Source organism: Streptomyces boetiae, assembly GCF_031845405.1.
In the GTDB taxonomy this organism is placed as follows: Bacteria; Actinomycetota; Actinomycetes; order Streptomycetales; family Streptomycetaceae; genus Streptomyces; species Streptomyces boetiae.
Genome location: NZ_JAVREN010000025.1, coordinates 26,052 through 50,952, shown reverse-complemented (window position 1 = coordinate 50,952; position 24,901 = coordinate 26,052). Strand labels below are relative to the sequence as shown.

23 protein-coding genes, 1 tRNA gene and 1 pseudogene are annotated in these 24,901 nt (G+C 75.2%); 12 read left to right on the top strand and 13 right to left on the bottom strand.

The genetic code is table 11. From position 1 onward, the window contains the following. Positions 1 to 8 precede the first annotated feature (8 nt). Positions 9 to 614, bottom strand: coding sequence for an urea amidolyase associated protein UAAP2 (locus tag RM780_RS17440; RefSeq protein ID WP_311631670.1), 606 nt, complete (start codon positions 612 to 614; stop codon positions 9 to 11). Next, positions 611 to 1,438, bottom strand: a complete 828-nt coding sequence (locus RM780_RS17435) for an urea amidolyase associated protein UAAP1 (RefSeq protein ID WP_311631669.1) — start codon at positions 1,436 to 1,438, stop codon at positions 611 to 613. Before RM780_RS17435 ends, RM780_RS17440 begins: the two co-directional genes overlap by 4 nt. Before the next feature lie 183 nt (positions 1,439 to 1,621). On the opposite strand from RM780_RS17435, the gene RM780_RS17430 reads away from it, so the two are divergent. After that, the gene (locus tag RM780_RS17430; RefSeq protein ID WP_311631668.1) at positions 1,622 to 2,293 is read left to right on the top strand and encodes a TetR/AcrR family transcriptional regulator; all 672 of its coding nucleotides are present in this window, start codon (positions 1,622 to 1,624) and stop codon (positions 2,291 to 2,293) included. Between the two features lie 19 nt (positions 2,294 to 2,312). On the opposite strand, the gene RM780_RS17425 is transcribed toward RM780_RS17430, so the two are convergent. Both RM780_RS17425 and RM780_RS17420 read right to left on the bottom strand, forming a co-directional pair. Continuing rightward, positions 2,313 to 3,905, bottom strand: a complete 1,593-nt coding sequence (locus tag RM780_RS17425; RefSeq protein WP_311631667.1) for an amino acid permease — start codon at positions 3,903 to 3,905, stop codon at positions 2,313 to 2,315. Positions 3,906 to 4,277: 372 nt separating this feature from the next. Then, positions 4,278 to 5,348, bottom strand: coding sequence for a sulfotransferase family protein (locus RM780_RS17420; RefSeq protein WP_311631666.1), 1,071 nt, complete (start codon positions 5,346 to 5,348; stop codon positions 4,278 to 4,280). A 311-nt stretch (positions 5,349 to 5,659) separates the two neighbouring features. Between RM780_RS17420 and RM780_RS17415 the strand changes: the two are divergent. Continuing rightward, positions 5,660 to 6,408: pseudogene (locus RM780_RS17415) on the top strand (SDR family oxidoreductase). Between the two features lie 594 nt (positions 6,409 to 7,002). On the opposite strand, the gene RM780_RS17410 reads toward RM780_RS17415, so the two are convergent. Continuing rightward, a complete protein-coding gene (locus tag RM780_RS17410; protein ID WP_311631665.1) occupies positions 7,003 to 7,674 on the bottom strand; it encodes an AIM24 family protein in 672 nt (223 codons plus the stop codon). A 318-nt stretch (positions 7,675 to 7,992) separates the two neighbouring features. Here RM780_RS17410 and RM780_RS17405 point away from each other — a divergent pair, with 318 nt between their 5' ends. Continuing rightward, a complete protein-coding gene (locus RM780_RS17405) occupies positions 7,993 to 8,286 on the top strand; it encodes a hypothetical protein (RefSeq protein ID WP_311631664.1) in 294 nt (97 codons plus the stop codon). Positions 8,287 to 8,582: 296 nt separating this feature from the next. Here RM780_RS17405 and RM780_RS17400 read toward each other — a convergent pair whose 3' ends face one another. Further along, positions 8,583 to 9,344 carry an SDR family NAD(P)-dependent oxidoreductase gene (locus tag RM780_RS17400; RefSeq protein WP_311631663.1) on the bottom strand — a complete coding sequence of 254 codons (762 nt, stop codon included), beginning with the start codon at positions 9,342 to 9,344 and terminating at the stop codon, positions 8,583 to 8,585. A 36-nt stretch (positions 9,345 to 9,380) separates the two neighbouring features. After that, positions 9,381 to 9,752 (bottom strand): DoxX family protein, encoded by a 372-nt coding sequence (locus RM780_RS17395; RefSeq protein ID WP_311631662.1) that lies wholly within the window; start codon positions 9,750 to 9,752, stop codon positions 9,381 to 9,383. A gap of 423 nt (positions 9,753 to 10,175) precedes the next feature. Between RM780_RS17395 and RM780_RS17390 the strand changes: the two genes are divergently transcribed. Together RM780_RS17390 and RM780_RS17385 are read left to right on the top strand one after the other, a co-directional pair. Further along, a complete protein-coding gene (locus RM780_RS17390; RefSeq protein ID WP_311631661.1) occupies positions 10,176 to 10,523 on the top strand; it encodes an ArsR/SmtB family transcription factor in 348 nt (115 codons plus the stop codon). Further along, the gene (locus RM780_RS17385; RefSeq protein WP_311631660.1) at positions 10,520 to 11,011 is read left to right on the top strand and encodes an SRPBCC family protein; all 492 of its coding nucleotides are present in this window, start codon (positions 10,520 to 10,522) and stop codon (positions 11,009 to 11,011) included. Before RM780_RS17390 ends, RM780_RS17385 begins: the two co-directional genes overlap by 4 nt. Before the next feature lie 481 nt (positions 11,012 to 11,492). Here the strand turns inward: RM780_RS17385 and RM780_RS17380 are convergent. Both RM780_RS17380 and RM780_RS17375 read right to left on the bottom strand, forming a co-directional pair. Then, positions 11,493 to 11,566: transfer RNA gene (locus RM780_RS17380), tRNA-Pro, on the bottom strand. A 75-nt stretch (positions 11,567 to 11,641) separates the two neighbouring features. Beyond that, the gene (locus RM780_RS17375) at positions 11,642 to 13,096 is read right to left on the bottom strand and encodes a lipase maturation factor family protein (protein WP_311631659.1); all 1,455 of its coding nucleotides are present in this window, start codon (positions 13,094 to 13,096) and stop codon (positions 11,642 to 11,644) included. A 153-nt stretch (positions 13,097 to 13,249) separates the two neighbouring features. On the opposite strand from RM780_RS17375, the gene RM780_RS17370 reads away from it, so the two are divergent. The 7 genes from RM780_RS17370 to RM780_RS17340 all read left to right on the top strand — a co-directional run bounded on the left by RM780_RS17370 (position 13,250) and on the right by RM780_RS17340 (position 20,352). Beyond that, a complete protein-coding gene (locus RM780_RS17370) occupies positions 13,250 to 14,848 on the top strand; it encodes an ABC transporter substrate-binding protein (RefSeq protein WP_311631658.1) in 1,599 nt (532 codons plus the stop codon). An 89-nt stretch (positions 14,849 to 14,937) separates the two neighbouring features. Continuing rightward, positions 14,938 to 15,906 (top strand): ABC transporter permease, encoded by a 969-nt coding sequence (locus tag RM780_RS17365; protein ID WP_311631698.1) that lies wholly within the window; start codon positions 14,938 to 14,940, stop codon positions 15,904 to 15,906. A 6-nt stretch (positions 15,907 to 15,912) separates the two neighbouring features. Then, the gene (locus RM780_RS17360) at positions 15,913 to 16,827 is read left to right on the top strand and encodes an ABC transporter permease (protein ID WP_311631657.1); all 915 of its coding nucleotides are present in this window, start codon (positions 15,913 to 15,915) and stop codon (positions 16,825 to 16,827) included. A 44-nt stretch (positions 16,828 to 16,871) separates the two neighbouring features. Further along, positions 16,872 to 17,795, top strand: coding sequence for an oligopeptide/dipeptide ABC transporter ATP-binding protein (locus tag RM780_RS17355; RefSeq protein WP_311631697.1), 924 nt, complete (start codon positions 16,872 to 16,874; stop codon positions 17,793 to 17,795). Next, on the top strand, positions 17,788 to 18,522 hold the full coding sequence (locus RM780_RS17350) for an ABC transporter ATP-binding protein (RefSeq protein WP_311631656.1): 735 nt from the start codon (positions 17,788 to 17,790) through the stop codon (positions 18,520 to 18,522). The genes RM780_RS17355 and RM780_RS17350 overlap by 8 nt, the downstream gene beginning before the upstream one ends. Continuing rightward, on the top strand, positions 18,519 to 19,187 hold the full coding sequence (locus tag RM780_RS17345) for a response regulator transcription factor (protein WP_311631655.1): 669 nt from the start codon (positions 18,519 to 18,521) through the stop codon (positions 19,185 to 19,187). Before RM780_RS17350 ends, RM780_RS17345 begins: the two co-directional genes overlap by 4 nt. A gap of 25 nt (positions 19,188 to 19,212) precedes the next feature. After that, entirely contained in the window at positions 19,213 to 20,352 is a 1,140-nt protein-coding gene (locus RM780_RS17340; protein WP_311631654.1) for an LLM class flavin-dependent oxidoreductase, read from the top strand. Between the two features lie 218 nt (positions 20,353 to 20,570). On the opposite strand, the gene RM780_RS17335 is transcribed toward RM780_RS17340, so the two are convergent. The 4 genes from RM780_RS17335 to RM780_RS17320 are packed head-to-tail and all read right to left on the bottom strand — an operon-like array spanning position 20,571 to position 24,893. Beyond that, complete coding sequence (locus RM780_RS17335) at positions 20,571 to 21,899, bottom strand: carboxyl transferase domain-containing protein (protein ID WP_311631653.1); 1,329 nt, start codon at positions 21,897 to 21,899, stop codon at positions 20,571 to 20,573. After that, positions 21,896 to 23,356 carry an acyl-CoA synthetase gene (locus RM780_RS17330; protein ID WP_311631652.1) on the bottom strand — a complete coding sequence of 487 codons (1,461 nt, stop codon included), beginning with the start codon at positions 23,354 to 23,356 and terminating at the stop codon, positions 21,896 to 21,898. The genes RM780_RS17335 and RM780_RS17330 overlap by 4 nt, the downstream gene beginning before the upstream one ends. Before the next feature lie 39 nt (positions 23,357 to 23,395). Next, positions 23,396 to 24,166: a bestrophin-like domain gene (locus RM780_RS17325; RefSeq protein WP_311631651.1), complete on the bottom strand. Its 771-nt coding sequence runs from the start codon at positions 24,164 to 24,166 to the stop codon at positions 23,396 to 23,398. Positions 24,167 to 24,176: 10 nt separating this feature from the next. Then, on the bottom strand, positions 24,177 to 24,893 hold the full coding sequence (locus RM780_RS17320) for a hypothetical protein (RefSeq protein WP_311631650.1): 717 nt from the start codon (positions 24,891 to 24,893) through the stop codon (positions 24,177 to 24,179). Positions 24,894 to 24,901: the final 8 nt, after the last annotated feature.

Genomic DNA, 24,901 nt, shown 5'->3' with positions numbered 1-24,901 from the left:
CCCGCCGGTCACTCCGCCGCTCCGTCCATGACGGTCAGCTCGATGGCGGTCGGCTCGAAGCCGTTGCAGGGGTTGTTGATCTGCGGGCAGTTGGAGATCAGGACCAGGACGTCGGTCTCGGCCCGGAGGGTGACGCGCAGGCCGGGAGCGGAGATGCCGTCCACGATGCCCAGGGTGCCGTCGGGCTCCACCGGGACGTTCATGTACCAGTTGACGTTGGAGACCAGGTCGCGTTTGCCCAGGCCCCAACGCGCCCCCTCGATCAGGAAGTTGTCCACGCAGGCGTGCTGCGACCAGGTGTGGTGGCCGTATCGCAGGGTGTTGGACTCCTTGGAGCAGGCGCCGCCCAGGGTGTCGTGCCGGCCGCAGGTGTCCTCGGTGACGGTCATCAGCGGGGTGTGCTCGTTCGACATCAGGACGCTGCCGGTGGTGAGGAAGATGTTTCCCTGGGCCAGGACGGTGTCCGGCGCGCTGTAGCGCACGGCGGTGTCCCGGGCGTCGAACACCAGGAAGTCGACGGCCTGGTTGCCGTGCAGGTCGGTGATGGCGAGCCGGCGGCCGGCCGGGACGATCCCCGACCAGGCGGCGCGGGCGGCGACGACGGTGCTGGTCATCGGATCCCCCGGGAGGTGAGCGCTTCGGCGGTGTTGAGGAAGGCGCGGCGGCCCTCCGGAGTGGCGTCCCAGAGCGGGTCGCCCGGCGCGGTGGGCGCGGCGGCCCAGGCCACCATCTCCAGCGGGGTGCAGCGGTACTCGGCGCGCGGATCGAGGGGATGCGGAACGTTCGCGAGCAGCACGATCAGGTCCTGCTCGGCGCGCAGGGTCACCGAGCCGCCGGGGCCGCCCGAGCCGGTGAACGCCAGGGTGCCGTCGTCCCCGACCGTCACGCCCTGGAAGAAGGAGACCGAGGGCGGCAGGTCGCGCGGCTGGAGGCCGTTCTTCGCGGCGGCGAGCTTCAGCAGCTCGCGGCCCGCCGGGGTGGCGGAGTGCGGGGCGCCGTCGCCGTAACGGGCGGCGTTCAGCGCCCGGGCCGAGGTGCCGCACAGCGCGTCGTGCCGGCCGCCGGCCGTGTCGGTGAGCAGCGAGGCGAGGACCCGGCCCTGATCGGACAGCAGCAGCCGGCCGGCCGTGAGGTAGGCGTTCCACTGCACCTTCATCGTGTCCGCGACGTTCAGCCGCTCCCAGGGGCGGCCGTCGGCGAACAGCACGAGGTGCGCGCAGGCGTCGCCCTGCGGGTCGGTCAGCCGCAGCTCGGTTCCGCGGGCGAGCACCCGGTGCGTGTAGCCGCCGCCGGCCACGGTCTCCGCCCAGACCAGGGGACCTGCCGCGTCCGGCGGCGCGGGCAGGTCGGTGGCCGGCACCACCGGCATGGCCTCGGCCCGGGTGCCCGCCTGGGCCCGGGCGTGCTCCCGGGCCCCGTGTGTCGTCGCTGTCGCCATCGCTCACGCCTCCGGCTCCCCGGCGGCGTGCGCTCGGGCGTCCGCCGCCTGCCTCCGTCGAATTTCTGTCGCTTGACAGAATTTAAGGAGCGGGCCGATTCGGGCGCATTGCCCGCCCGTTACGGCCCAGTTACGGGAGCCTGGGCAAGATCGCCGGCCCGGCCCTGTGCGACGATCGATGCCATGGGTTCGACGGGGCGACGGGTAGGCCGGCCGCGCGCGGCGCAGCGGCCGGAGAGCGGACTCTCCGCGCGCGAGGAGCTGCTGAACGCCGCCGCCGCGCTGTTCACCTCGTACGGCTACGCGGCCACCACCACCCGGGCCATCGCGGAGCGCGCGGGCATGCGGCAGGCGACGATGTACCACTACGTCGGCGGCAAGGAGGACCTGCTGGCCGAGCTGCTGGAATCGACGGTGACCCCCTCCCTCGCGCTGGCCGGGCGGCTGCTCGCCGAGGAGGACCGCACGGCCGAGGAGCGGCTGTGGGAGCTGTGCCGCTCGGACGTCGAGCTCCTGTGCGGCGGCGCGCACAACCTCGGCAGCCTGTACCTGCTCCCCGAGGTCAGGGGTGACCGGTTCGCCGGCTTCCGCCGGGTGCGCGCGGAGCTGCGGGAGGCGTACGGCGCGCTCCTCGCCGCGACCGGGCCGGGCGCGGCCCTGGGAAAGGAGGAGCTGGCGCTCCGCACCGACCTGGTCTTCGGACTGATCGAGGGCGTGATCCTGGTCCACCGGTCCCACGCCGCGCAGGCGTCCGACGGGCCGCACGCCGGACGCACGGTGGCCGCGTTCGCGGCGGCGACGGCGGACGCGGCGCTCCGCATCGCGGGAGTCGCCGCGCCGCCCGGCGCGCCCTGACCGCGCCGGGCCGGCCGCGTCAGCCGTGCGCGGCGGGCGCCTCGGCCGGTGCCGTGGCCGGCGCGCCCGGCACGCCCGCCGCGCCGCGGCGGAACAGCAGCCACCCCGCCCCGGCGGCGCCGGTGGCGAGGAGGAACAGCACCGTGAACCACTGGAAGTACCAGTGCCCGCCCGCCGGGTCGTACACCGCGGCGCGCGGCCAGGCCAGGTTGACCGTCATCAGCACGCCGTACGCGGTGGCGAGGACGTTGACCGGCACCCCCCAGCGCCCCAGCGAGAACAGCGGCCGCGCGGCGTCCGTTCCCGTGCCCGCGATGCCCGCCGTGCCCGCGCCGCGTCCGTAGCCGCCGCGCAGCCGCCGCAGCAGCAGCGGGCCGGTCACCATCGCGTACGCCAGGTAGAGCATCGCGACGCAGGTGGTGCCGATGGCCAGGAACGCCTCGGGCGAGGCGAGGTTCAGCAGGCAGATCGCCGCGGCGCCGACGCCCGCCAGCACTGCCGGCCCGGTCGGCATGCCGGTCCGCGGCGAGACCCGCGCCAGCCGCCGCGCGCCGGGCAGCATTCCGTCGCGGGCCATCGAGAACAGCATCCGGGACGCCGAGGTCTGGATGGCCAGGGTGGCCACGACGATGGCGACCACCACGTCCGCGAGCAGCACCCGGCCCAGGCCGTCGCCGAGCGTGCTGGTCAGCACGTAGGACAGCCCCTCGCTGCCCAGCCGGCCGTCGGTGAGGCTCGGCGCGGCCAGCACCCCGCCGAGCAGCAGCAGACCGCCGAGCACTCCGGCCGCGGAGAGCGCGAGCAGGATGGTGCGCGGCGCGGTGCGCCGGGGGTCGCGGGTCTCCTCGCTCAGCTCGCCCGCGCTGTCGAAGCCGATCAGGACGTAGGCCGCGGTGAACGAGCCCACCAGCAGCGCGCCGAGCGCGCCGCCCTCCCCGCCGGTCTCGAAGGTGATGCCGGGGTCCCGCTCGGCGTGCGTGAACAGCAGCACCACGATCAGCACCGCCCCGATGATCTCGGCGGTGACGCCCACCCGGTTGACGGCCGACATCACGCGGTTGTCCAGCAGGTTCACCGCCGTGGTCAGCGCGAGCAGCAGCAGGGCCATGACCGCCGCGTTGGCCGCGCCGTCGGCCGAGGTGGGGTCGGCGTCGGTGCCGATCAGCTGGAAGCCGCTCCAGATGGCGGGCAGCACCACTTGGAGCGCCAGCGCCGCGGCGGCCACCACGACGATCTGGCCGATCACCATGAACCAGCCGGCGAACCACCCGAAGACCGGTCTGCTGAGCCGGGTCGACCACTGGTAGATCGCCCCCGACAGCGGGTAGCGCGCGGCGAGTTCGGCGAAGCAGAGCGCCACCATGAGCTGGCCAGCCAGCACCGCCGGCCAGGTCCAGAAGAAGGCCGGGCCGCCGAAGGAGAAGCCGAAGGCGAAGAACTGGAAGACCGTGGTGAGCACGGAGATGAAGGAGAACCCGGCGGCGAACGAGGCGTACCGCCCCATGGTGCGGTGCAGTTCCTGCCGGTAGCCGAAGCCGGCCAGCTCGGCGGAGTCGCTGGGGCCCTCCCCGGTCGCCGGGGGTGGTATGTCCGTGGGTGTGGTGGCGGTCATGGCAGCCCCTGTCACTGATTTCGGTCGAGTGACAGAAATTAGGGAGAGGCTGTTTCGCCGGCATGACACACCCATGTCGGGACCGGGTCCAATCCCTCCCGCGCCGACGGACGGTGGCTCGCGACGGGCGCTGCCGCCCGGCCCAGGAGCAGTGTCGGAGCCGCAGGGTCAGAAGACCGCGGAGAGCCGAGCCGGAACCGCTTCACCGGGGGAGCGGTCCCGCCGGAGCGCCCACCGCCGGACCCACGCCGGCCAGGCCCACCAGGAGCCCCGCCGTGTCCCTCCCCAGCAGGAGTGCCGGGTGGATCTCGGGCTCGTCGAGACCCGCACCTTCGGCTCGAAGGTCGTCTGTGTCCGCTACTGCCTGGCGCGTCAGCCGGTCCGGTCCGTTGGCCAGGGCGTCAGGGGGCGGTGCGCCGCGGTGAGGGCGGCGGCGCCGGGCGCGCAGGCGCGTTCGAGGGCCCGGCGTTCTTCGGAAGGCAGCCGGGCGGCGGCGCCGCGGTGGGCGGGGCTGAGGCGGGCCGCGGCGTGGTCGAGCCAGTCGCGGGTGGGCTCGGCGCCCAGGAAGCGGGCGAGGGCGGTCAGTTCGCGGCGGGGGTGGTCGAGGAGGTCCTCGTAGGCGAGGGTGGCCCACTGGTCCGCGGGGAGCGCGTTCAGGTGGGCGCTGCCGTCGGTGACGATCCGGGACCACAGGGCGCCGAACCGGGCCAGGGGGATGTCCCGGTCCAGGACGAGCGCGGGGTCGAAGCGGTCGGCGAGCAGCGCGGCGAGGTCGGGCGGCAGCTCGGCCACGTGCCGGGGGGTGAGGTCGGCGAAGGTCGCGACCCCGGCCCGTTCGCGGAGGTCGCGCAGGAGCAGGATGGTGCGGTAGCCGACGTGGCGGCTCATGGACAGGGCGCAGTCGGGACCGTGGCGGTGGAGGTGGACGAACCGCGCGTGGGGGAAGGCCCGGTGCAGGGCGGGGATCCAGGACACGGAGTACCCGGAGCGTTCCACCACGGCGGCGCCGCCGTAGCGGCGCGCGAGCAGGTCGAACAGGGCCTGGTGGTGGGCGGGCGCGGTCCCGGCCGGCCAGGAGGTGACCTCCGCGGCGAGGGCGTCGAGGGCGGCGTCGGGGTCGTCGGTGAGGTGGGGGAGGACCATCAGGCACAGGGCGGGGATGCCGCCGGTCTCGGCGGAGTGGCGGCCGGGGCGGCGGGTGTAGAGGAATTCCGGAAGCGGGATGCCGCTGCGGGTCATGGTGTCGAAGACGGGGTTGGGGGCGGCGAGGATCCGCCAGAACTCCTCACCCGTGAGCGGCCGGTCGGGCAGGGCGTGGCCGGGGTCCCGGAGGGAGGCGAGGAATTCGTTCAGGCTGAGGACGCCCGGGTGGGCGTTCAGCAGCGTGGACAGGGCGGTCGAGCCGCTCCTCCCGGTGCCCACGACAAAGGTCAAGGGGCGCATGCCGATTCCCTTCTCACTGCCTGCCGCATCCGGCTCCGATTCTCCCCGGCCCGGGCGCGGCGCCAAGAGCGCGGCCACGACGGCCGCACGGCCGGCCCCCGGCCTGGGGCTTCGAGGCGGCGCGTGAGCAGGGCGACCAGTTCGTCCCCGCGCGGGTCCGCGTGGCCGGCGCTGTCACCTGGCGGTACCGGCATAGCTTGTGGGCACATCCGGATGTGCTGTTGGCCGCGCTCGGAACGCGCCCCTCAGCGTCGGCCGCGGTCGTTCACGGCCCGGAAACGGGCGGAAAGCGAGCGGAAGGAGTGGCGGGCATGGCCGGGAATACGCTGGAGGGCAAGGCCGCGGTCGTCGGCGGCGGCGCGAAGTACCCGGGCGGCCTGCTCAGCAGGACGTTCGCGGAGGCGGGGGCCAAGGTCGTGGTGCACCACCACACGGGTGCGAAGGAGGCGGAGCAGACGGTCGAGACCATCCGGGAGGCGGGGGAGAGGCGGTGGCCGTGCTGGGCGATCTGGCCCGGGTCGCCGACGTGCGGCGGCTGTTCGACGTGGCGGTGGACACCTTCGGCGGGGCGGACATCGCGGTGAACACCACGGGGATGGTGCTGCGCAAGCCGATCCTCCAGACCAGCGAGGGGGAGTACGACCGCATGTTCGGCATCAACGCCAAGGCGGCCTACTCCTTCATCCAGGAGGCCGGGCGGCGCCTGAACGACCAGGGCAGGATCGTCAGCCTGGGCACCTCCCTCCTGGCCGCCTTCACGGACGGCTACTCGACCTACGCCGGCGGCAAGGCGCCGCTTGAGCACTTCACGCGGGCGCCGGCCAAGGAGTCCGCCGACCGCGGGATCTCGGTGAACGTCGTGGCGCCCGGCCCGGCGGACACGCCCTTCTTCTATCCGCAGGAGACGCCGGAGCGCGCGGAGTTCCACAAGTCACAGGCGCTGGGCGGGCAGCTCACGCGGATCGAGGACATCGTTCCGGTGATCCGGTTCCTCGCGACCGAGGGCTGGTGGTTCACCGGCCGGACGCTGTTCCCCAACGGGGGCTACACCACCCGCTGACCCGCACGCCGCCCGCGCCAGGAGTGACCGCATGAGGCTGGACCTGAACAAGCTCGACCATCTCATCGCGGTCGCCGAGGAGGGCAGCTCCACCCGCGCGGCAACCCGGCTTTACCTCTCCCGGCGTCCCGCTGCCGGAACGCACAGCCACGGGCGTGTCGCTGCTGCCCGCCGGGGCGGGCGCCGGTCGAGGACGTCCGCGTCCTGCACGGCCTCGCCCGCCCGGCGCCGCGCCGCGCCCGCCGCACCGGCCGCGGTGGACAGGAAACCCTCCGCCTGGGCCACACCCCCGCCGTCACGGGGGAAGAGGTCACCGCGCTGCTGCGCCGGTCGGGCCCCGCCGGGCCGGGCCCCGCCATCGATGTCAGCCAGCGCTACCCGCACGAGCTCACCGCCGCGCTCCTGGCCGGCGACCTCGACATCGGCCCGGGCCGGGCTGTTCGACCGCGCCGGGGCGCGACGCGGCGCCGCGACGGCCGGTGGGCGGCCGTCGCGGCGGTGGTGCACTGTTCCGGGCCGTCTGTCCCGTCGCCGGAACGGTCTTCCTCGCCGCCGCGGCCACGGTGACGGCCCGGGCGTGGCTCGGCCGGCCGGTTACTTCTCGGGGGGCGGCGGCGCCTCGCTGGGCTGGACGATGACGAAGCCGTCGCCCTGCAGCATGAGCTGGAACGCCTCGCCCGAACCGCCGCGCAGCATCGACTTGAGGCTCTGGCTGCGGTTGATCGAGGTGTGCAGGTTGCTCGACCAGCCGACGACCGCGTCGGTGTCGACATAGACGGGGGCCTGGGAGGTCACCGGGATGATGATGGGGTCGCCGTCGGCTATGAGGCCGATGCGGCCCTGTCCGGCGAACTGGCAGTTGAAGAGCCCGCCGCCCGCCATCCCGGCCCCGCTCACCATCTTTATGTCGTAGCTGAGCGTGGGATCGAAGCACAGCACGTTGCGGCCATTGATCGTGAGCGCGTCCTGCGGGTCCAGCTCGATGACGAAACAGCTCTGGGCGAGGTGCGCGAACCACACCTCGCCCTGCCCGCGCACGGCCATCAGGGAGAGCCCCTCGCCGGTGACGGCCCGCTTGAGGAAGTTGCCCACCCCCTGGGATTTCGCCTCGAATTGCAGGTTGCCCCGAAAGGCCACCATCGCGCCCTGGCGGGCGTGGCACTCGCCGTTCACGACGTACTTGATCGCCTTGGAGTGCTGCAAGGACATTCCGGCCGCGGTGGGCGGCTGTGCCGTGTACTCGGCCTTGAAAAGATCGCTTCTCACGGACCAGATCCTAAGCGGCCCGCCCGTCCGGGTGACGCGATCCCCCGCGCGCGACGGCGTAGCGCCCCGGACTGGCTGAGTCCAGCGAGCAAGGTCGACAAGCCCGGCGCGATGGCCGGACGGGCGATCCCGAAGCGGGAGCGGCGATTTCCGGAGGAGGTGGCCGACTGCCCGCCGGACTCACGGGTCTGCGGCCAGGGAGACCTGTTGCCGCTTTCCGCCTGCCGGGCCGAGGCTGGGCACGTGCGGGTGCTTCTGCCGTCCCGGTCGTGGCGGAGTACCCGCCCGCCTCCTCCGGCACGTGCCTGAACGCACGGGATGGACCTCGCCCACATCGACTGGAACGGTTACGACGTGGCGGTCGAGGCTTACGCCAGGGACACCCTTCGGGATGGCTGGTGCGCGATCACCCAGATCCGGTACGAGGTGCGGACCGACGGCGCGTGGGCCGGCCACTGGCACGACCGGCAGCCCGCGGTGGACTGCACCGACGGTGACCCAGGGGTGTTCTCGCCGGCCTACCGGTCCCATTACGACACCCGCAATCTCCGCGCCCGCGCCTGCGTCGGGTACTCCGACGGCCCCCCCCACGCGTGCACCGCCCGGACGTAGGGGCCGCCGCTGCCCGGCACACGGGAGACTGCCGCCGGGCGCCCCAGGCGCCCGGCTCCCCCTTGGAAGGGCCGCTGAGCTGGAGATACACCCCCGGCTCAGCGGGCCCCGCGTCGTGCCGAGGCGCCCTCGGTCAGGGTCAGACGGGCGCCCGCCAGGGGGTGCCCGGTGCTCCCCGCAGGGTGCGTTGGCGGGAGTCGGACCCGGGCCGACGGCGCTGGCCCCTTCCCGCCGGGAGCAGCGCGTTCGGGACCGGCAGCCGCAAGCGTCAATGGTCGAGCAGGGCAGGGGCCGGTTCAATCGGCGACGGCGCCGGCGGTGATGTTGATCGACGCGGCGGTGATGGAGCCGGCCTTGTCGGAACAGACGAAGGCGGCGACGTTGCCGACATCATCGAAGGTCGCGGTGCGTCCGAGCATGGTCGGAGCGAGGATCATCTCCGTGATCGCGTCGCGGTCCGGCTCGTCCGCGGGGATGGCCTCGGCGATCCCGCCGGACTGCAGGGTGACGGCGCGGATGCCGCGGGGGCCGAGTTCGGCGGCGAGCTGGCGGCGCAGGGTGTCGATGAGCCCCATGGCGACCTGGAATCCGCCGATGTTGTAGTCGCGGACGGGATCACGGCCGCCGTCACCGCCGAAGAACAGCAGGACGCCGGAGCCCTGGTCGATCATGTGGCGGGCCGCGGCCTGGGTGGTGAGGAACATCGTGCGTGCGGCGTTGACGATGGGGCGTTCGAACAGTTCCAGGCTCATCTCGGCCAGAGGAGTGCCGTGGACGTCGCCCAGGCCGATGGCGTTGAAGCTGATGTCGATGCCTCCGGCACTGTCGGCGACGTGGTCGGCGTGGGCGCTGATCCGGCCTGGGTCGAGGGCGTCGATCGCGGCGGTGTGTACCGTGCCGCCGGCGGCACGGATGTCGCCGGCCACGGCGTCCAGGGCGGACAGGGTGCGTCCGGTCAGGTGGACGGTGGCTCCTTCACGGGCGAAGCCGGCCGCGACGGCGCTCCCGATCGGGCCCGCGCCTCCGTAGATGATGGCGTTCTTTCCTTCGAGCAACACGATGGTCTCCTTCTGAGGCGTGTGGCCGGCAGTGGGTCAGCGGTGGCGGCCGAGCGGGTCGAGAAGGCGCCGCGGGTCCAGTTCGCGAAGGCGCCGCCACGCGATGAAGGCGAAGGCCGCCAGCAGGACCAGGGTGGTGACACCCGCACCGGGGTCATCGACGACGCCGAAATTGACCGCGGTCGCCCCCGCCATGAGCAGGCCGAGGCCGAGGGCGGCGAGACCGGCGATCCATCGCAGGAGCAGTCCGATCGCCCCGGCGACCTCGGCCACCCCCGTGAACACACGGAGCCACTGCCCGGCCCCGATCGTCTCGAACGCCTCGACGGCGACCTCGGTCCCCACCAGCTTGGGAACCGCAGCAGCCAGCAGGAGCAGCGCCGAGAGAACCTGCACGGTCCACGCCACGCGCCCTGTCCAGCGCGCGGACCCGGAGGCGACGGAGGACCCGTCGGAGCCCGCAGTGCCACCGGGCGGGTGATCAGGCCGCATCGGCCATGGCCTTCCCGCTCGGGACGGGGTCGCACCGCTTTCGGGCTCGGCTCGTGTTGGTGGTGGTCACGTCGTCATCCCTTCCTCCGTTGACACCGCTTCTCCAGAACCATCCAGTTCGGGAACTGAGTGGTGCCATAGTAGGGGGCATGCGGTCCGCGTCAAGACTGCGCATCGGGGAAACCGGCGGCCATCGCCGACTGCGCCGCCCCGCGAAGCCGCGCCATCGCTGCCCTCTCCCGCCGCCGGGGGCCGCCCCGGTGGCGTGCGGGGTTGACGGGCTTCGGCCGCGGCCCCAACATCGAACTACTCAGTTCCCGAACCGAAAGGTGCCTGACTATGGCGACCGACCAGCTCAGCCGCACCTTTGCCGCGCTCGCGGACCCGACTCGGCGGGCGATCCTGCTGAGCCTGCGCGAACGGGGCGAGGCCTCGGTCGCCGAACTCGCCGCACCGTTCGAGATGACGCCACGGGCGATCTCCAAGCACATCGGCGTCCTCGAATCCGCCGGGCTGGTGTCCCGTGGCCGCGACGCTCAACGCCGTCCGAGCCAACTGCGCGTCGATCCCCTGATCGAGATCGATGCCTGGCTGGCCGACTACCGCGCGACCTGGGAGCACCGTTTCACCGCACTCGACGCCGATCTGCGGTCCGAGGACGCACACGATCCGCAGGAAATGACATGACCACCAACAGCACACGCCGAGACGCCGACCGCGGGCTCGTGATCGAGATCGAGCAGGAGTTCTCCGCAGCACGCGACCGCGTCTTCCGCCGCTGGACCGAGGCCGACGCGCTCGCGCGCTGGTTCGCCCCGCCCGGCTATGCCACCCTGCACGCCGAGTCCGACCCCCGCCCCGGGGGTCGCTGGCGCCTGGACTTCCGTGCCGAGAGCGGTGACCACCAGTACACAGAGCACGGAGCATTCCGCGAGGTCGACCCGTTCGAACGGCTCGCGCTCACCCTGACCCAGCTTGACGGCGCGGGCGCCCATCCCGAGACACTGGTAACGGTCGCACTCGACGACATCGGCACCGAGCAGGCACCGCGCACCCGGATGCGGTTCACCCAGTCCGGCTACCGGTCACTGTCGTTGCGCAACGACAACGAACAGGGCTGGCAAGGGTGCTTCGCCGCCCTCGCCGCCGACCTTGCGAGCGGTGAGCGGTCATGAACAGCGAGGCGCCCCCGGATCCCCGACGCCTCCCGCGGCACCGCCCTGAGCACCGGACTCGGCCTCACCGATCACTCCGCCCTCCTCCTCCGGGTCTGTCAAACGAGTGGCTCTGGCCTGTCTTCGCTGGTAGCGCTGGGTGCTGATCACTGGAGGAGGATGCGCGGCGGAGTAGGGCGAATCCGGCGCGACCGTGCATCTGTCTCACGATCCGCTTGGTGCGGGGGTCAGTTGACGCGCACTTCCGCCACAAGAAGGCGGCAGTCGCCGAACTGGCTTGCATCCGGCACGGAGTGAAACGTCGAGCACCTGCGGCCCGCGGCCGAGCGGATGGACCAGGTGCTGGACCGCCGGTGAGAGGGCGGGGCACCACAGACCGATTGTGAGAGATTGTGAGAGACAGGGCCTGCGGACACGAGGAAGGCCCCGCCTCACTCGCGTGAAACAGGGCCCTGACCTGCGGCGGAGTCTTCCGCTCCTGTCGGGACGGCGGGATTTGAACCCACGACCCCTTGACCCCCAGTCAAGTGCGCTACCAAGCTGCGCCACGTCCCGTGTGCCTGCCTTCGGGGGGCTGGGCCCCCTCGTTGGCGTGCAAAGGAACCATACCCCATCGGGGGCGGTGCGTGCTCACCCGTCGTGGGGGCGTGGGGGGAGGTGGTCGCCCAGGTCGGTGCGGTGCCACCAGGTGTGGGTGGCGCGCAGCTCGGCCAGGGTGGTGAAGCGGTAGCGGTAGAGGCGGGCGCGGATCCAGGTGGGCGGGTGGTCGGGGAAGGGGTTGACGCGCAGAAGGCGGAGGGTGGCGGGGTCGCCGGCGAGGAGGCGGGTGACGAGAGTGCGCAGCCAGGGGCGGGGGGTGCGGGGGGTGAGCGCGGCGAACCACATCTGCCAGTCGAGGCGGAGGTGGAAGGGGGCGAACTGGCGGGGCAGGCGCCCCGGGTCGCCCGGCTTGCCGTGGAACTCGTAGGCGCGCCAGCGCTCGGGCGGGGCCTGCGGGTCGGGGTCGTCGGTGCCCTCCAGGACGATCTCGTGGCGCTGTCGGGTGACCGTGCCGAAGGCGCCGTAGGAGTTGACGAGGTGCAGCGGGTCGTAGGTGCGGTTCATCTGCTGGCGCGGCGAGAGGAGGTTGCGCACCGGGCGGTGGCTGAGGAACGCCACGAGCGCCGCCGCGGCCAGCAGCAGCGCCGTGAACCAGGCCGGGGCGGCGGGCTGGTGGGGCGGCGGGTCCGGCAGGAGGGGCAGGTGGCGGGCGGCGAGGGCGCCGTCCACGGCGGCCAGGGCCAGGATCATGGTCAGCCAGTTCAGCCAGGCGAAGTTCCCCGAGGCCACCAGCCACAGCTGGGTGACGATGACCACGAGCGCGCACCAGGTGGCCACCGGCTGGGGCAGCAGGAGGCCGAAGGGGACGATCATCTGGGCGACGTGGTTGGCGGCGGCCTCCGCCCGGTGCAGCGGGCCGGGCAGGCGGTGGAAGAACCAGCTCAGCGGGCCGGGCATCGGCTGCGTCTCGTGGTGGTGGTAGAGGCAGGTCAGCCGCCGCCAGCAGCGGTCGCCGCGCCACTTGATCAGGCCGGCGCCCAGCTCCACGCGGAAGACCAGCCACACCACCAGGAGCAGCCCGACGGACGGCGGCGCGACGCTGTCGTTGCCCAGGAAGACCGCGAGGAACCCGGCCTCCAGCAGCAGTGACTCCCAGCCGAAGGCGTACCAGGTCTGGCCGATGTTGACGATCGAGAGGTAGAGGGCCCACAGCGCGGCCCACAGGGCCATCGAGGCCGCCAGCGGGAGGGCGTCCGCGGCCCCGGCCGCCACGGCTGCGGCCAGGGCGGCGCCGAGCCAGGCCGTCCCCGCCAGGAGCCGGTCGGAGTAGCGCCAGTGGAAGAGGCTGGGCGCGCGGCGGAAGTCAACGGCGCGCAGGAACGCCGGGGCGGGCGTCAGCCCGCGCTCGCCGGCCAGCACGCGGAACTCCCGCACGGCGCACAGGAAGGCCACCAGGTAGACCAGCGCCAGGCCGCGCTGCAGGACCAGGCGGCCGAGCCAGGCGTCGGGCGCGGCGGTCCAGTCGGTCCAGGGCGTCCAGTCCATGCGTTCATCCGTATCACCGGGGGCGGCGGGCGGCACCGCGGCGGACCGGGGACGGGCCGCCGTGCCGGCGCCCCCCTGGACAGGGGCCACGCCCCGTCCTGTTTAATTGCGACTCGTTCGCAATAACGTATGCAGTGCAGCGGGAGTGTGCCCATGATTGCCCGGAGGCCCGGACCACGAACGACGATCGGCGCCGGCCTCGCGGCCCTGGCCCTCCTCGCGGGCGGCGCCGCCTGCTCCGCCCCCGGAGGCGAGAGCCGCGGCGACGGCGCCTCCGTCGTCATCGGCATAGCCAACGAGCCCGAGTCCCTCAGCCCGCTCCTGGGCTACGGCCGCGACGGCAATTCCAAGATCTTCGACGGCCTGCTCCGCCACGACGAGGACCTTCAGCTGCGACCCGCCCTGGCCACCGGCCTGCCCGAGGTCAGCGAGGACGGCCTGACCTACACCTACGCCCTGCGCGAGGGCGTCGAGTTCAGCGACGGAACGCCCTTCACCGCCCGCGACGTCGTCTTCACCTACGAGACGATCCTCGACGAGGGCACCAACAACCCCAACCGCGACGACCTCGCCGCCCTGGCGAGCGTCCGCGCCGAGGGCGAGCACACCGTCGTCTTCACCCTGGAGCACCCCTACGCCGCCTTCGCCGACCGCACCGTCCTGCCCATCGCCTCCGCCGAGGCGGCCGGGGGCCAGGACGTCAACACCGGCCCGTACAACACCGAGCCCGTCGGCACCGGCCCCTACGTCGTCACCGGCTGGACCCGCGGCGAGCGCATCACCCTGGAGGCCAACCCCGGCTACTGGGGCGGCGAGCCCGAGGTGGAGCGGGTCACCATGGCCGTCATCCCCGACGACGACGTCCGCGCCACCCGCCTGCGCGCCGGGGACCTGGACGCCGCGGTCCTGCCGCCCAGCCTCGCCGCCACCTTCGAGGGCGAGGACGGCCTGGTCACCCACGCCGCCGAGAGCGCCGACTTCCGCGCCGTCACCCTCCCCACGGACCACCCCGTCACCGGCGACCGCGCCATCCGCCGCGCCCTGGACCTGGCCGTGGACCGCGAGCTGATCGTCGAGAGCGTCCTCCAGGGCGCCGGCCACCCCGCCTACGGGCCCGTGCCCACCGCCGGCCCCTGGTTCGCCGAGGGCACCGAACGCCCCCACGATCCCGAGGCCGCCCGCGAGCTCCTGGAGGAGGCGGGCTGGGAGCCGGGAGAGGACGGCGTGCGGGTCCGCGACGGGCGGCGCGCGGCGTTCACACTCTGGTACCCGGCCGGCGACCGGCTGCGGCAGGAGCACGCCCTGGCGTACGCCTCCGACGCAGCCGAGGTGGGCGTCGACATCACTGTCGAGTCCGGCTCCTGGGAGGTGATCGAGCCCCGGCTGGCCGAGGACGCGGTGCTCTCCGGCGGCGGCAACCCGGCCGACCCCGACTTCGACCTCTACGGCCTGCTGCACTCCGAGCTGGCCGGGGACGGCTGGAACAACATGGCCCACTACGCCAACCCCGCCGTCGACCGCGCCCTGGAGGCCGGCCGCGCCACCGTCGACCCCGCCGAGCGCGAGGCCGCCTACGCCACCGTCCAGCGGGAGCTGTCCGAGAATCCGGGCTACACCTTCCTCACCCACATCGACCACGTCTACGTGATGGCCGACCGCTGGGAGAACGTCACCACCCAGGTCGAGCCGCACGACCACGGCCTCGGCCACGGCCCCTGGTGGAACGTCGAGGACTGGCGGCCCCGCCCGTGACGGGGACGAGAAGCGGGCAGACCCCGGCGGGCACGGGCGCCGGAGCGTCCACGGAGAACGCGGCGGCGCCCGGCCCGCCCTGGGCCGCGATGGCCCGCCTGGCCGCACGCCGGCTGCTGGCCGCCGTCCCCGTCCTGGCCGCCGTCACCCTGGGCATGTTCGCCCTGGCCGCCGCCTCCCCCTTCGACCCGGTGCGGCAGTACGTCGGCTCCGACGGCGTCGGCGCCTCCCAGGAGACCATCGACGCCCTGCGGGCCAACCTCGCCGCCGAGGGCACCTTCGTCGAGCAGTGGTGGGCCTGGCTGCGCTCCGCACTCGCCGGGGACCTCGGCCAGTCCTCCGCCCTCCACCAGCCCGTCGCCGAGGTGGTGGCCGAACGCCTGGGCTGGTCCGCGCTGTTGTGCGGGCTCGCCTTCGTGCTGGCCGTCCCCGCGGGCGCCGCCCTCGGCGTGCTCGCCGCCCGACGCCCCGGCGGCGCGTTCGACCGGGCCGTCACCGCCGTCTCCTTCACCCTCCAGGCCGCCCCGCCGTTCTGGCTCGCCCTGCTGGCCGTCTGGCTCTTCGCCCTCCGCCTCGGCGTCCTCCCGGCCGGCGGCCTCACCGACACCGGCAGCGACGCCGTCACCCCCGGCGCCGTCGCCGAGCACCTCATCCTGCCCGTGGCCGTGCTCGCCGTCTCCCAGCTCCCGTGGTTCGTCCTTTACGCCCGCCAGGGCACCCTGGACGCCCTCCAGGAGGACCCCGTGCGCGGCGCCCGCGCCCGCGGGCTGAGCGAGCGGACCGTGCTGCTCGGCCACGCCCTGCGCTCCGGCCTGCTGCCGCTGCTCACCCTCGCCGGCACCCGGATCCCCGAGCTGATCACCGGGGCGCTGCTGGTGGAGACCGTCTTCAGCTGGCCCGGCATCGCCTCCGCCACCGTCCGCGCGGCCACCGCCACCGACTTCCCCCTGCTGGCCACCCTCACCGTCCTGTCCGCGTGCGCCGTGCTGGCGGGCAACCTCGTCGCCGACCTGCTCTACGGCCTCGCCGACCCGCGCATCGACCTGGACGAGATGTGAACGCCCATGACGACACCCGCCGTTGAACGCCCCGCGCCCTCGGAGGCGCAGGCCGAACGTCCCTGGCGCGCGCGGCCCCGCGCCCGCGCCGCCCGCGGCCGGCGTGCCCTCCGCGTCGGCTCGGCCGCCGCCGTGACCCTGGCCGCCGCCCTCGCCGCGCTCCTCGTCCCGCTCCTGTTCCCCCTCGACCAGCAGGCCGTCGACCTGACCGCCCGCCTCCGGCCGCCCTCCTGGGACCACCCCTTCGGCACCGACGAACTCGGCCGCGACGTCCTGCTGCGCAGCGTCTACGGGCTGCGCGTCTCGCTGCTCGTCGGCCTCGTCGCCGCCCTGGTCGCCAGCCTGCTGGGCCTCCTCGTCGGCTGCGCCGCCGGGGCCCTGGGCGGGCGCGCCGACCGGCTCGTGATGCGGCTGACCGACGCCTTCAGCGCCGTCCCGCACCTGCTGATGGGCATCTTCATCGTCGCGATGTTCCGGCCCGGCATCTGGCCCGTGGTCGCCTCCGTGGGCCTGACCCACTGGGTCTCCACCGCCCGCATCGTCCGGGCCGAGATCCACTCCCTGCGCACCCGCCCCCACATCGACGCCGCCGTCTCCGGCGGCGCCTCCCGCCTGCGGGTCGCCACGCGCCACCTCGCGCCCGCCGTGCTGCCGCAGGCCGCGCTCGCCGCCGTCCTGATGGTCCCGCACGCCATCTGGCACGAGTCCGCGCTGTCGTTCCTCGGCCTGGGCATTCCCGTCCACCAGGCCAGCCTGGGCACCATGATCAACGCGGCGCGCGGCTCCCTGTCCACGGGGGAGTGGTGGCCCACCCTCTTCCCCGGCCTGTTCATCATCCTGCCCTCCCTCGCGCTCGCCGGCCTCGCCGGCGCCTGGCGCGAGCGGATCAACCCCCGCCGCCGCTCGGAGCTGGTGCTGTGAACGCCCCCCTGCTCGCCGTCTCCGGCCTCTGCGTCCGCTTCGAGATGGCCGGCGGCCCGCCCGTCGCCGCCGTCACGGACGTCTCGTTCACCCTCGGGGCCGGCGAGTGCCTGGCCCTGGTCGGGGAGAGCGGCTGCGGCAAGTCCGTCCTGGCCGCCGCCCTCCTGGGCCTTCTGCCCGGCAACGCCCTCACCCGCGGCAGCGCGGTCCTCGCCCCCACCGGCGACGGGGCCCCGGCCGTGGACGTGCTCGCCGCGAGCGAGGCCGAGCTGGCGCGCACCGTGCGCGGCCGGCGCGTCGGGCTCGTCCCGCAGAGCCCCGCCGCCCACCTGACGCCCGTGCGCACCGTCCGCGCCCAGATGGAGGAGACGGTCCGCGAGCTCACCGGCACCCCGCGGCGGGAGCTCCGGGCGGCGGCCGAGGCCGCGGCGGCGCGCGCCGCGTTCCCCGCCGGACACCTCGACCGCCACCCGCACCAGCTCTCCGGCGGCCTCGCCCAGCGCGCCGCCCTCGCGCTGGCCCTGGTCGGCGGCGCCCCGCTGCTGGTCGCGGACGAGCCCACCACCGGCCTGGACCGCGACCTGGTCGAGCACACCGCCGCCGAGCTGCGCCGCCAGGTGGACGCGGGTAACGGCCTGCTGGCCATCACCCACGACCTGAACGCCGCCGAGCGGATCGCGGACCGCGTGGCCGTGATGTACGCCGGGCGGATCGTCGAACTCACCGACGCCGCCGCCTTCTTCGGGCCCCGCGGCCCCCGCCACCCCTACGCCCGCGGCCTGCTCGCCGCCCTGCCCGAGCGGGAATTCGCGCCCCTGCCCGGGCTGCCGCCCGAGCTGGACGCGCTGCCCGGCGGCTGCACCTTCGCCCCCCGCTGCCCCCACGCCACCGAACGCTGCGCCCGGCAGCCGGAGTTCACCGGCGGCCTCGCCTGCCACCACCCCGAACGGGAGGCCGCCCGTGCCTGAGCCGGTCCTCGAACTCCGCTCCGTCACCGCCGGATACCACCGCCGCACCCCCGTGCTGCGCGGGGTCTCCCTCACCCTCGGCGCGGGAGAGGCCGTGGGCCTCTCCGGGCCCAGCGGCTGCGGCAAGTCCACCCTGGCCAGGGTCGCCGCCCTGCTGCACCGCCCCTGGGAGGGGACCGTGCGGCTGGAGGGGCGCCCGGCGCGCGGCTTCCGCTTCCGAGCCCCCCGGGAGCAGCGCACCGCGGTCGGCGTCGTCTTCCAGCAGCCCCGCCTGGCCGCCGACCCCCGCCTCACCCTCGCCGCCCTCATCGCCGAACCCGCCCGCGCCACCGGCCGTTACCCCGAACTGGCCGACCGCGCCGCCGCGCTGGCCGAGGCCGTCGGCCTCAGCCCCGGGCTGCTCGCCCGCCGGCCCCATCAGGTCAGCGACGGGCAGCTCCAGCGCGCCTGCCTCGCCCGCGCCCTGCTGCTGCGCCCCCGGCTGCTGATCTGTGACGAGATGACGGCCATGCTCGACGCGGCCACGACCGCCGCGCTCGTCGCCGTCGTCGAGGACTACCGCCGCGAGCACGGCGCGGCCCTGCTCGCCGCCGGGCACGACCGGGTGCTGCTGCGGCGGTGGTGCGGCACCGTCGTCGACCTGGACGGAACGGTCGTGGACCCGGACGGAACGCGCGTGGACCCCGAGGCGGGGGCCGCCCGACAGCCTCTACGGTGGCGTTCATGACCATCCGCGTCCTCCTCGTCGACGACGACCCCCTGGTCCGCTCCGGGCTGCGGCTGATGCTGGCCGCCGCCGGGGACATCGAGATCGCCGGGGAGGCGGCGGACGGCTCCGAGGTGCTGCCGCTGGTGGCGAGCGCCGCCCCCGACGTCGTCCTGATGGACATCCGGATGCCCGGCGTGGACGGCCTGGCCGCCACCGAGCGGCTGCGCGCGCTGCCCGCCCCGCCCGAGGTGGTCGTGCTCACCACCTTCGACGCCGATGAGCACGTGCTGCGCGCGCTGCGGGCCGGGGCCGCCGGGTTCGTGCTCAAGGACACTCCGCCCGCGGAGATCGTCAGCGCCGTCCGCCGGGTCGCCGCCGGGGACCCGGTGCTCTCCCCGGTCGTCACCCGGCGCCTCATCGACCGCGTCACCGGCGCCTCCCGCGACACCCGCCGTGCCCGGGGCCGCCTGGCCGCCCTGGGCGAGCGCGAGCGGGAGGTCGCCCTGGCCATCGGCCGGGGCAGGACGAACGCCGAGATCGCCGCCGAGCTGTACATGAGCGTGCCCACGGTCAAGACGCACGTCTCCCGCATCCTGACCAAGCTCGGCCTCAACAACCGCGTGCAGATCGCCCTCCTGGCCCACGACGCGCGCCTGGGCGAAGGCGGCGGCGGGGAATCCTGAGCGGGGCCGCGCGGTTGTCGGAGGCGTGGACACGGCACGGGCGGAAGCGGAGACGGAGGAGGCGCGGCTGCGGGCCGCGCGCTGGTCGGTCCTGGACCGGGCGCTGATCCGCAGGGGGCAGCCGCCGGGGGAGACGCTGCGCGAGACGGTCGCCTTCGCCCGGCAGGCCGAGGCCCTGGGCGCGCACCGCTTCTGGGTGGCCGAGCACCACGGCGTGCCCGGGGTCGCCGGGTCGGCGCCCACGGTACTGGCCGCCGCCGTCGGCGCCGCGACCTCCCGCATCCGGGTGGGCACCGGCGGCGTGATGCTGCCCAACCACCGCCCGCTGGTCGTGGCCGAGCAGTTCGGCGTCCTGGAGTCCCTCTTCCCCGGCCGCGTGGACATGGGCCTGGGCCGCTCGGTCGGCTTCACCGGCGCGGTGCGGGCCGCGCTGGGCGCCGAGAAGGAGGCGGCCGACGCCTTCGGCGAGCAACTGACCGAGCTGCTCGGGTACTTCGCGGGCGGCGGCCCGGTGCGCGCCCTGCCCGCCGAGGGGCTGCGGGTGCCGGCCTTCGTCCTGGCCGTCGGCTCGGGCGCGGACCTCGCCGCCGAACGCGGCCTGCCGCTGGTGATGGCCCACCTGGCCGACGAGCGGCGGATGCTGGACACCCTGGACCGCTACCGTTCGCGTTTCGTCCCCTCGGAGCACTCGGCGCACGGCGAACGCCCGTACGTGATCGTCGCGGTGAACGCCGCGGTCGGCGCGACGCGGGAGGAGGCCGCGCTCCTCCAGATCCCGGAGGCGTGGGCGACGGCCGTCTCCCGCACGCAGGGCGTCTTCCCGCCGCTCGACCCGCCGGGCGAGGTCCTGGCCCGGGAGATGAGCGAGCGCGAGCGCCGCTACTTCGAGGAGGCCAGGGCCGGGCACCTCCACGGAGACGAGGCGCAGACGCGTCGCACGCTGGCCGGCCTGCTGGAGCGCACCGGGGCGGACGAGCTGCTGGTCACGCTCAACGCGCACTCGGCGGCGGGCCGCCTCGACTCCTACCGCCGCCTGGCCCGGATCGCCGGGCTGACGGGCGCGCGCCCCGGCCCGGAGGCCGGGACGTCCGGGCCGGGGCGCCCGGAATGGAGCCGGGGTGCGGGCCGCCCCCGGCCCGCCGTGCGCGCGGCCGGCGCCGCCTGAGCCGCGGCTCCCGTCGCCTGAGCCGCGGCTCCCGCCGACCGGCCGGACGCGTCGACTCCCGCCCATTCCCGGGAGTTCCTCGGCGCCCCCGGGCGGGCCCACGGGAGCGCGAGCCGGGCGGTGCGCAGGTGGCGCCCGCCCCCCGGGGGGGCACCGTTGGGGGCCCCCCCCCGGGGGGGGCGCAACGCTGTGCCGGGCACCCGTCGCCGGGCGCGTGGTCAGGGCGAGACGATGCCGCGCGCGACGCCCAGGTCGACCAGGTCCTGGGGGCGCAGCCGGAGCTGCTCGGCCGTGGCCGGGACCTGCTCGGGGCCGCGCTTGAGGATGGAGACGGCCAGCTCGGGGGCCACCACCGAGTAGTAGCTGTCCGGGGTGACCCAGGTGCGCCCCAGGGAGGTGAGCGCGATGGCGCCGCCCGAGCCGCCCTCCCCGATCAGCAGCGTGGTCACCGGTATCCGGCAGCCGGCGAGGGTGGTGATCGCCTCGGCGATGGCCGGTCCGACGCCCTCCCGCTCGGCCTCCGCGTCGTTCGCCGCCCCGGGGGTGTCGACCAGCGTCAGTACCGGGATGCCCAGCCGGTCGGCCAGGCCTACCAGTCGTATCGCCGCCCGGAACCCGGCCGGGGTGGTCGCCGTCCCGCACTGCGCGACGTACGCCACGCTGCGGCCCTCGTGGAGGCCGAAGCCCGACAGGATGCCGGGGTCCGTGCCGCCCAGCGGCTCGCGTTCCGTGAAGTACGCCTCCAGGTAGGCGCGGGCGCGCGGCCGGTCCGGCTCCCTGGCCCGCAGCACCGCCTCCCAGCCGCCGCGCGGGGGGTCCGCCGCGCGCAGGGCGCGCGGCGGCGGCACCGGCCCCGGGGCCGGGCGGGTCAGAAGCGACAGCCAGCGGGCGACCGTGGCCCGCAGCTCCCCGGGCTCCACGATCCGGTCCACGCGCCCGGCGGCGAACTGGCCCTCCGCCGTGTAGGCGCGGGGGTCCGCCCCGGCCGGGCGGACGCGCGAGCCGGCGAAGCCGACCTGGGCCCCCGGCAGCGCCACCCGCACGTCCGCCCCGGCGCCGAGGGTGGCCCAGCCGCCCCCGGTCACCGGCCCGGCCAGGACCGCCACGTGCGGCAGGCCCGCCGCGCGCAGCCGCACCATCTGCCGGGCTATCCGCTGGAGTTGAGTGAGGGCGAACATCCCCTCCTGCATCCGGCTGCCGCCCGAGGCGATCAGCGAGACCACGGGCAGGGACAGCTCCCGCGCGGTGATGAACGCGGTCTCGATCCGCTCCCCTGTGCCGGCCCCGATCGAGCCGCCGAGGAAGCCGAACTCGAACGCCACCAGGACCGCCTCCGTGCCGCCGGCGTCCGCGGTTCCGCACACCACCGCCTCGGTCTCGCCGGTGCGCTCCCTGGCCCTGGCCCGCGAGGCGTCGTACCCGCTCCAGCCGATCGGGCCGTCGGGGCCGCCCGAGGAGTCGTGCCGCGGCAGCTCGCGGAACCCGGTGGACACCGCGTCGATCAGCTCGCGGGCCGTGGCCGCGGGGCCGGTCGCCGCGGCCGTCACGCCAGCTCCCGCTTGAGGACCTTGCCCATGTCGTTGCGGGGCAGCGCGGTCAGGAAGCGGACCTCGCGGGGCCGCTTGTGCGCGGCGAGCTGCCGGGCGACGTGCGCGGTCAGCTCCTCGGCGCTCGGGGGCGCGGCGCCGTCCCGGGGCACGATCCAGGCGACGATCCGCTCCCCGAGGTCGGCGTCGGGCGCGGCGGTGACGGCGGCCTCGGCGACGCCGGGGTGGGCGAGCAGGACGTTTTCCACCTCGCCGGCGCCGACGCGGTACCCGCCGCTCTTGATCAGGTCGGTGGACCTGCGGCCCACCAGGCGGTAGTGGCCGGCCGGGTCCACGACGGCCATGTCGCCGGTGCGGAACCAGTCGCCGTCGAAGGCGGCGGCCGTGGCCTCCGGGCGGCCGAGGTACTCGGTGAAGAGGTTGGGGCCGCGCACCTGCACCTCGCCGACGGTCTCGCCGTCGGCGGCATCCAGCGCCTTCCCCGCGTCGTCCACCAGCCGCAGCTCGACGCCGGGCAGGGGAACGCCGACCGTGCCGGTGGCGGGCGGGCCGTCGGCGCGGACGCTGGTGTTCATCAGGGTCTCGGACATGCCGTACCGCTCGATGACGCGGCGGCCGGTCAGCGCGAGGATCCGTTCGTGGACGGGCAGCGGCAGCGGGGCCGAGCCGGAGACCAGCAGCCGGGCGCCGCCCAGGGCCGCGGCCAGGCGGGGGACGGCCGGGGCGGCCTCGGCCAGCCGGTGGTACATCGTCGGCACCCCGAACAGCATGGTGCCGCCCTCGGCCAGCGCCTCGGCGACGTCCTCGGGGGAGAACCGCCCCAGGTGGTGGGCCGTGCCGCCGCGCCGCAGGGGGCCGAGCACGCCGAGGACCAGGCCGTGCACGTGGAAGAGGGGCAGTCCGTGGACGACGACGTCCTCGGCGGTCCACTGCCAGGCGTCGGCCAGCGCGTCCAGGGTGGAGGCCAGCGCGCGGCGGGGGAGCACGACGCCCTTGGGCGGGCCGGTCGTCCCGGAGGTGTAGACGATCAGGGCGGGGTCGCCGGGGGCCGCCGTGTCGAGCCCGGCCGCGTCCGGGGCGGGGACGGCGGCCGGCGCGCCGCCGGCCTCGGCGCCGACGTCGATTCTCGGCAGGGCGGCCAGCGGGGCGGGGAGGGCGGCCCCGGCAGGGGCCAGGACGGCGGAGGGGGAGCTGTCGGCGACGATGTGCGCCAGTTCCTTCGGGCCGCTGCCCGGGTTGACGGGGATCGCGGGGACGCCGGCCAGCAGGGCCGCGACCACCGCGACGGCCGTGTCGATCGAGGGTGTGGCCCAGACGGCGACGCGCTGCCGCCCCGCCAGCGGCCGGGCCAGGGCGCCGGCCGCCGCGCGCAGGTGGGCGTAGCTGAGTATCTGGTCCCCGAAGCGCAGCGCGGGACGGTCCGCGGCGGTCTCCAGGGCCGGAAACAGAGGGCTCATCTGCCTCATGCTAGAGCCTGGGTCCCGGGCCACCGCGGGTCACTCCCGGCCGGCGGCCTGCGGGAAGAACGCCAGGTACGCGTCCGTGGCGTCGCCCAGGCCGCGGGCGAAGGGGTCGTCGAAGTACCAGACGAGGAAGAGCAGGAAGGCGATCAGCGCGCTGAAGAGCCCGGCCAGCGCCAACTCCCGCGGGGAGCGCTGGATCTGGAGCGCGAAGACCATCCCCACGCACACGGCCGCGCCCGCGATCAGCCCGAGCCACACCACGGGCGGCATGGTCGGCCCGGCGCTCTGCCCGCGCCCGACGCGGGCCTCGTCCGCCACGGCCACCTGCTGCACCAGGCCCTGGTACGCCTGCACCTCGGGGACCGTTCGCGGGTCCTGGGCCACCAGGGTGCCGCGCAGGCGGCCGAGCAGCTCCTCGCCGCGGTCGGTCAGCTCCCCCCGCGCCACCATGTGGTCCCACTCCTCGCCCACGACGTGGGCGACGTAGGCGGCGAGGTCGGCCCGGACGGCGTCGCGCCCCTCCGCCGGGAGCGCCCGCGCCTGCTCGTCCATCTCGTGCAGGGCCTGCGCCTCCTGGCGCACCCACTCGTCGGCGGCGCCGCGCTCCTCCCAGACCCCGGCGATGGCCAGGCCCAGGACGATGGCGTAGACCACGCCGATCATCATCGTCATGTACTCGATGACGTCGGGCGTCTCGGACGGGTCGTCGGACTCCCCGGCGCGGCGCTGCCGGAGCACGGCGGCGAGCAGGACGACCGCGCAGGTCGCCACCACGACGATGGCCAGGACGAGCCAATCGGACACCGGAACCTCCTCAGCGTGCGCCGGAGCCTGAGCCGGAGCGGGAACGGGGACGCAGCGCGGCGGCGGCCAGCACCGCGGGGGCGACGATCAGCAGCGTGCGTGTGACCAGCGAGCCGCCCCCGCCGGGCGGCGGCCCGCCGTCGGGCAGCGGCGGGGCGGGCAGGGCGGCGGGACTGGGGGCGGGCGCCGGGTCGGCCGGGGGCTCCGGCTCCGGCGGCCCGGGGGCCGGGTCCGCCTCGGGCGGGGGCGCGGGGGAGGGCTCCTCGGCCACGGGCGGCGGAAGGGCCGGGGCGGTCGCGGGCGGGGCCGGCTGCGGGCTCGCCGGGGGCGCCGGGGCCGGGGTGGGCGACGGGCTGGGTGAGGGCGAGGGTGAGGGCGTGGGTGAGGGCGTGGGGGAGGGCGACGGGGTCGGCGCGGGAGGGGCCGGGGTCGGGGAGGGCTCCGGCGGGGTGGGCTCCGGCGGCGGGCAGGGCGGAACCGGGGGCAGCGGCGGGTGCGGGGGCACGGGAGGCAGCGGCGGGAGCCACGGGTGGGGCGGCCACGGGTGCGGCGGCACGGAGTGGCAGGGCGGCGGCCACGGCCAGTGGGCGGCGGAGGCGGCCCCGGCGTCGGCGCCGCCCGCCACGGCCGCCAGGCCCAGCGCGGTGACCGCGACGGCGAACGCGGCCGCCGCGGCGCGGACGGCCGCCGCACGTGCCCCTCTTGCCCCTCGCTGCCTCGTGGTCACGGGGCGAT

Bases quoted from the DNA above. Each gene is read 5' to 3' on its own strand.
- RM780_RS17440 (WP_311631670.1), bottom strand. From the start codon at position 614: ATGACCAGCACCGTCGTCGCCGCCCGCGCCGCCTGGTCGGGGATCGTC.
- RM780_RS17435 (WP_311631669.1), bottom strand. From the start codon at position 1,438: ATGGCGACAGCGACGACACACGGGGCCCGGGAGCACGCCCGGGCCCAG.
- RM780_RS17430 (WP_311631668.1), top strand. From the start codon at position 1,622: ATGGGTTCGACGGGGCGACGGGTAGGCCGGCCGCGCGCGGCGCAGCGG.
- RM780_RS17425 (WP_311631667.1), bottom strand. From the start codon at position 3,905: ATGACCGCCACCACACCCACGGACATACCACCCCCGGCGACCGGGGAG.
- RM780_RS17420 (WP_311631666.1), bottom strand. From the start codon at position 5,348: ATGCGCCCCTTGACCTTTGTCGTGGGCACCGGGAGGAGCGGCTCGACC.
- RM780_RS17405 (WP_311631664.1), top strand. From the start codon at position 7,993: ATGGACCTCGCCCACATCGACTGGAACGGTTACGACGTGGCGGTCGAG.
- RM780_RS17390 (WP_311631661.1), top strand. From the start codon at position 10,176: ATGGCGACCGACCAGCTCAGCCGCACCTTTGCCGCGCTCGCGGACCCG.
- RM780_RS17385 (WP_311631660.1), top strand. From the start codon at position 10,520: ATGACCACCAACAGCACACGCCGAGACGCCGACCGCGGGCTCGTGATC.
- RM780_RS17375 (WP_311631659.1), bottom strand. From the start codon at position 13,096: ATGGACTGGACGCCCTGGACCGACTGGACCGCCGCGCCCGACGCCTGG.
- RM780_RS17370 (WP_311631658.1), top strand. From the start codon at position 13,250: ATGATTGCCCGGAGGCCCGGACCACGAACGACGATCGGCGCCGGCCTC.
- RM780_RS17365 (WP_311631698.1), top strand. From the start codon at position 14,938: ATGGCCCGCCTGGCCGCACGCCGGCTGCTGGCCGCCGTCCCCGTCCTG.
- RM780_RS17360 (WP_311631657.1), top strand. From the start codon at position 15,913: ATGACGACACCCGCCGTTGAACGCCCCGCGCCCTCGGAGGCGCAGGCC.
- RM780_RS17355 (WP_311631697.1), top strand. From the start codon at position 16,872: ATGGCCGGCGGCCCGCCCGTCGCCGCCGTCACGGACGTCTCGTTCACC.
- RM780_RS17345 (WP_311631655.1), top strand. From the start codon at position 18,519: ATGACCATCCGCGTCCTCCTCGTCGACGACGACCCCCTGGTCCGCTCC.
- RM780_RS17330 (WP_311631652.1), bottom strand. From the start codon at position 23,356: ATGAGCCCTCTGTTTCCGGCCCTGGAGACCGCCGCGGACCGTCCCGCG.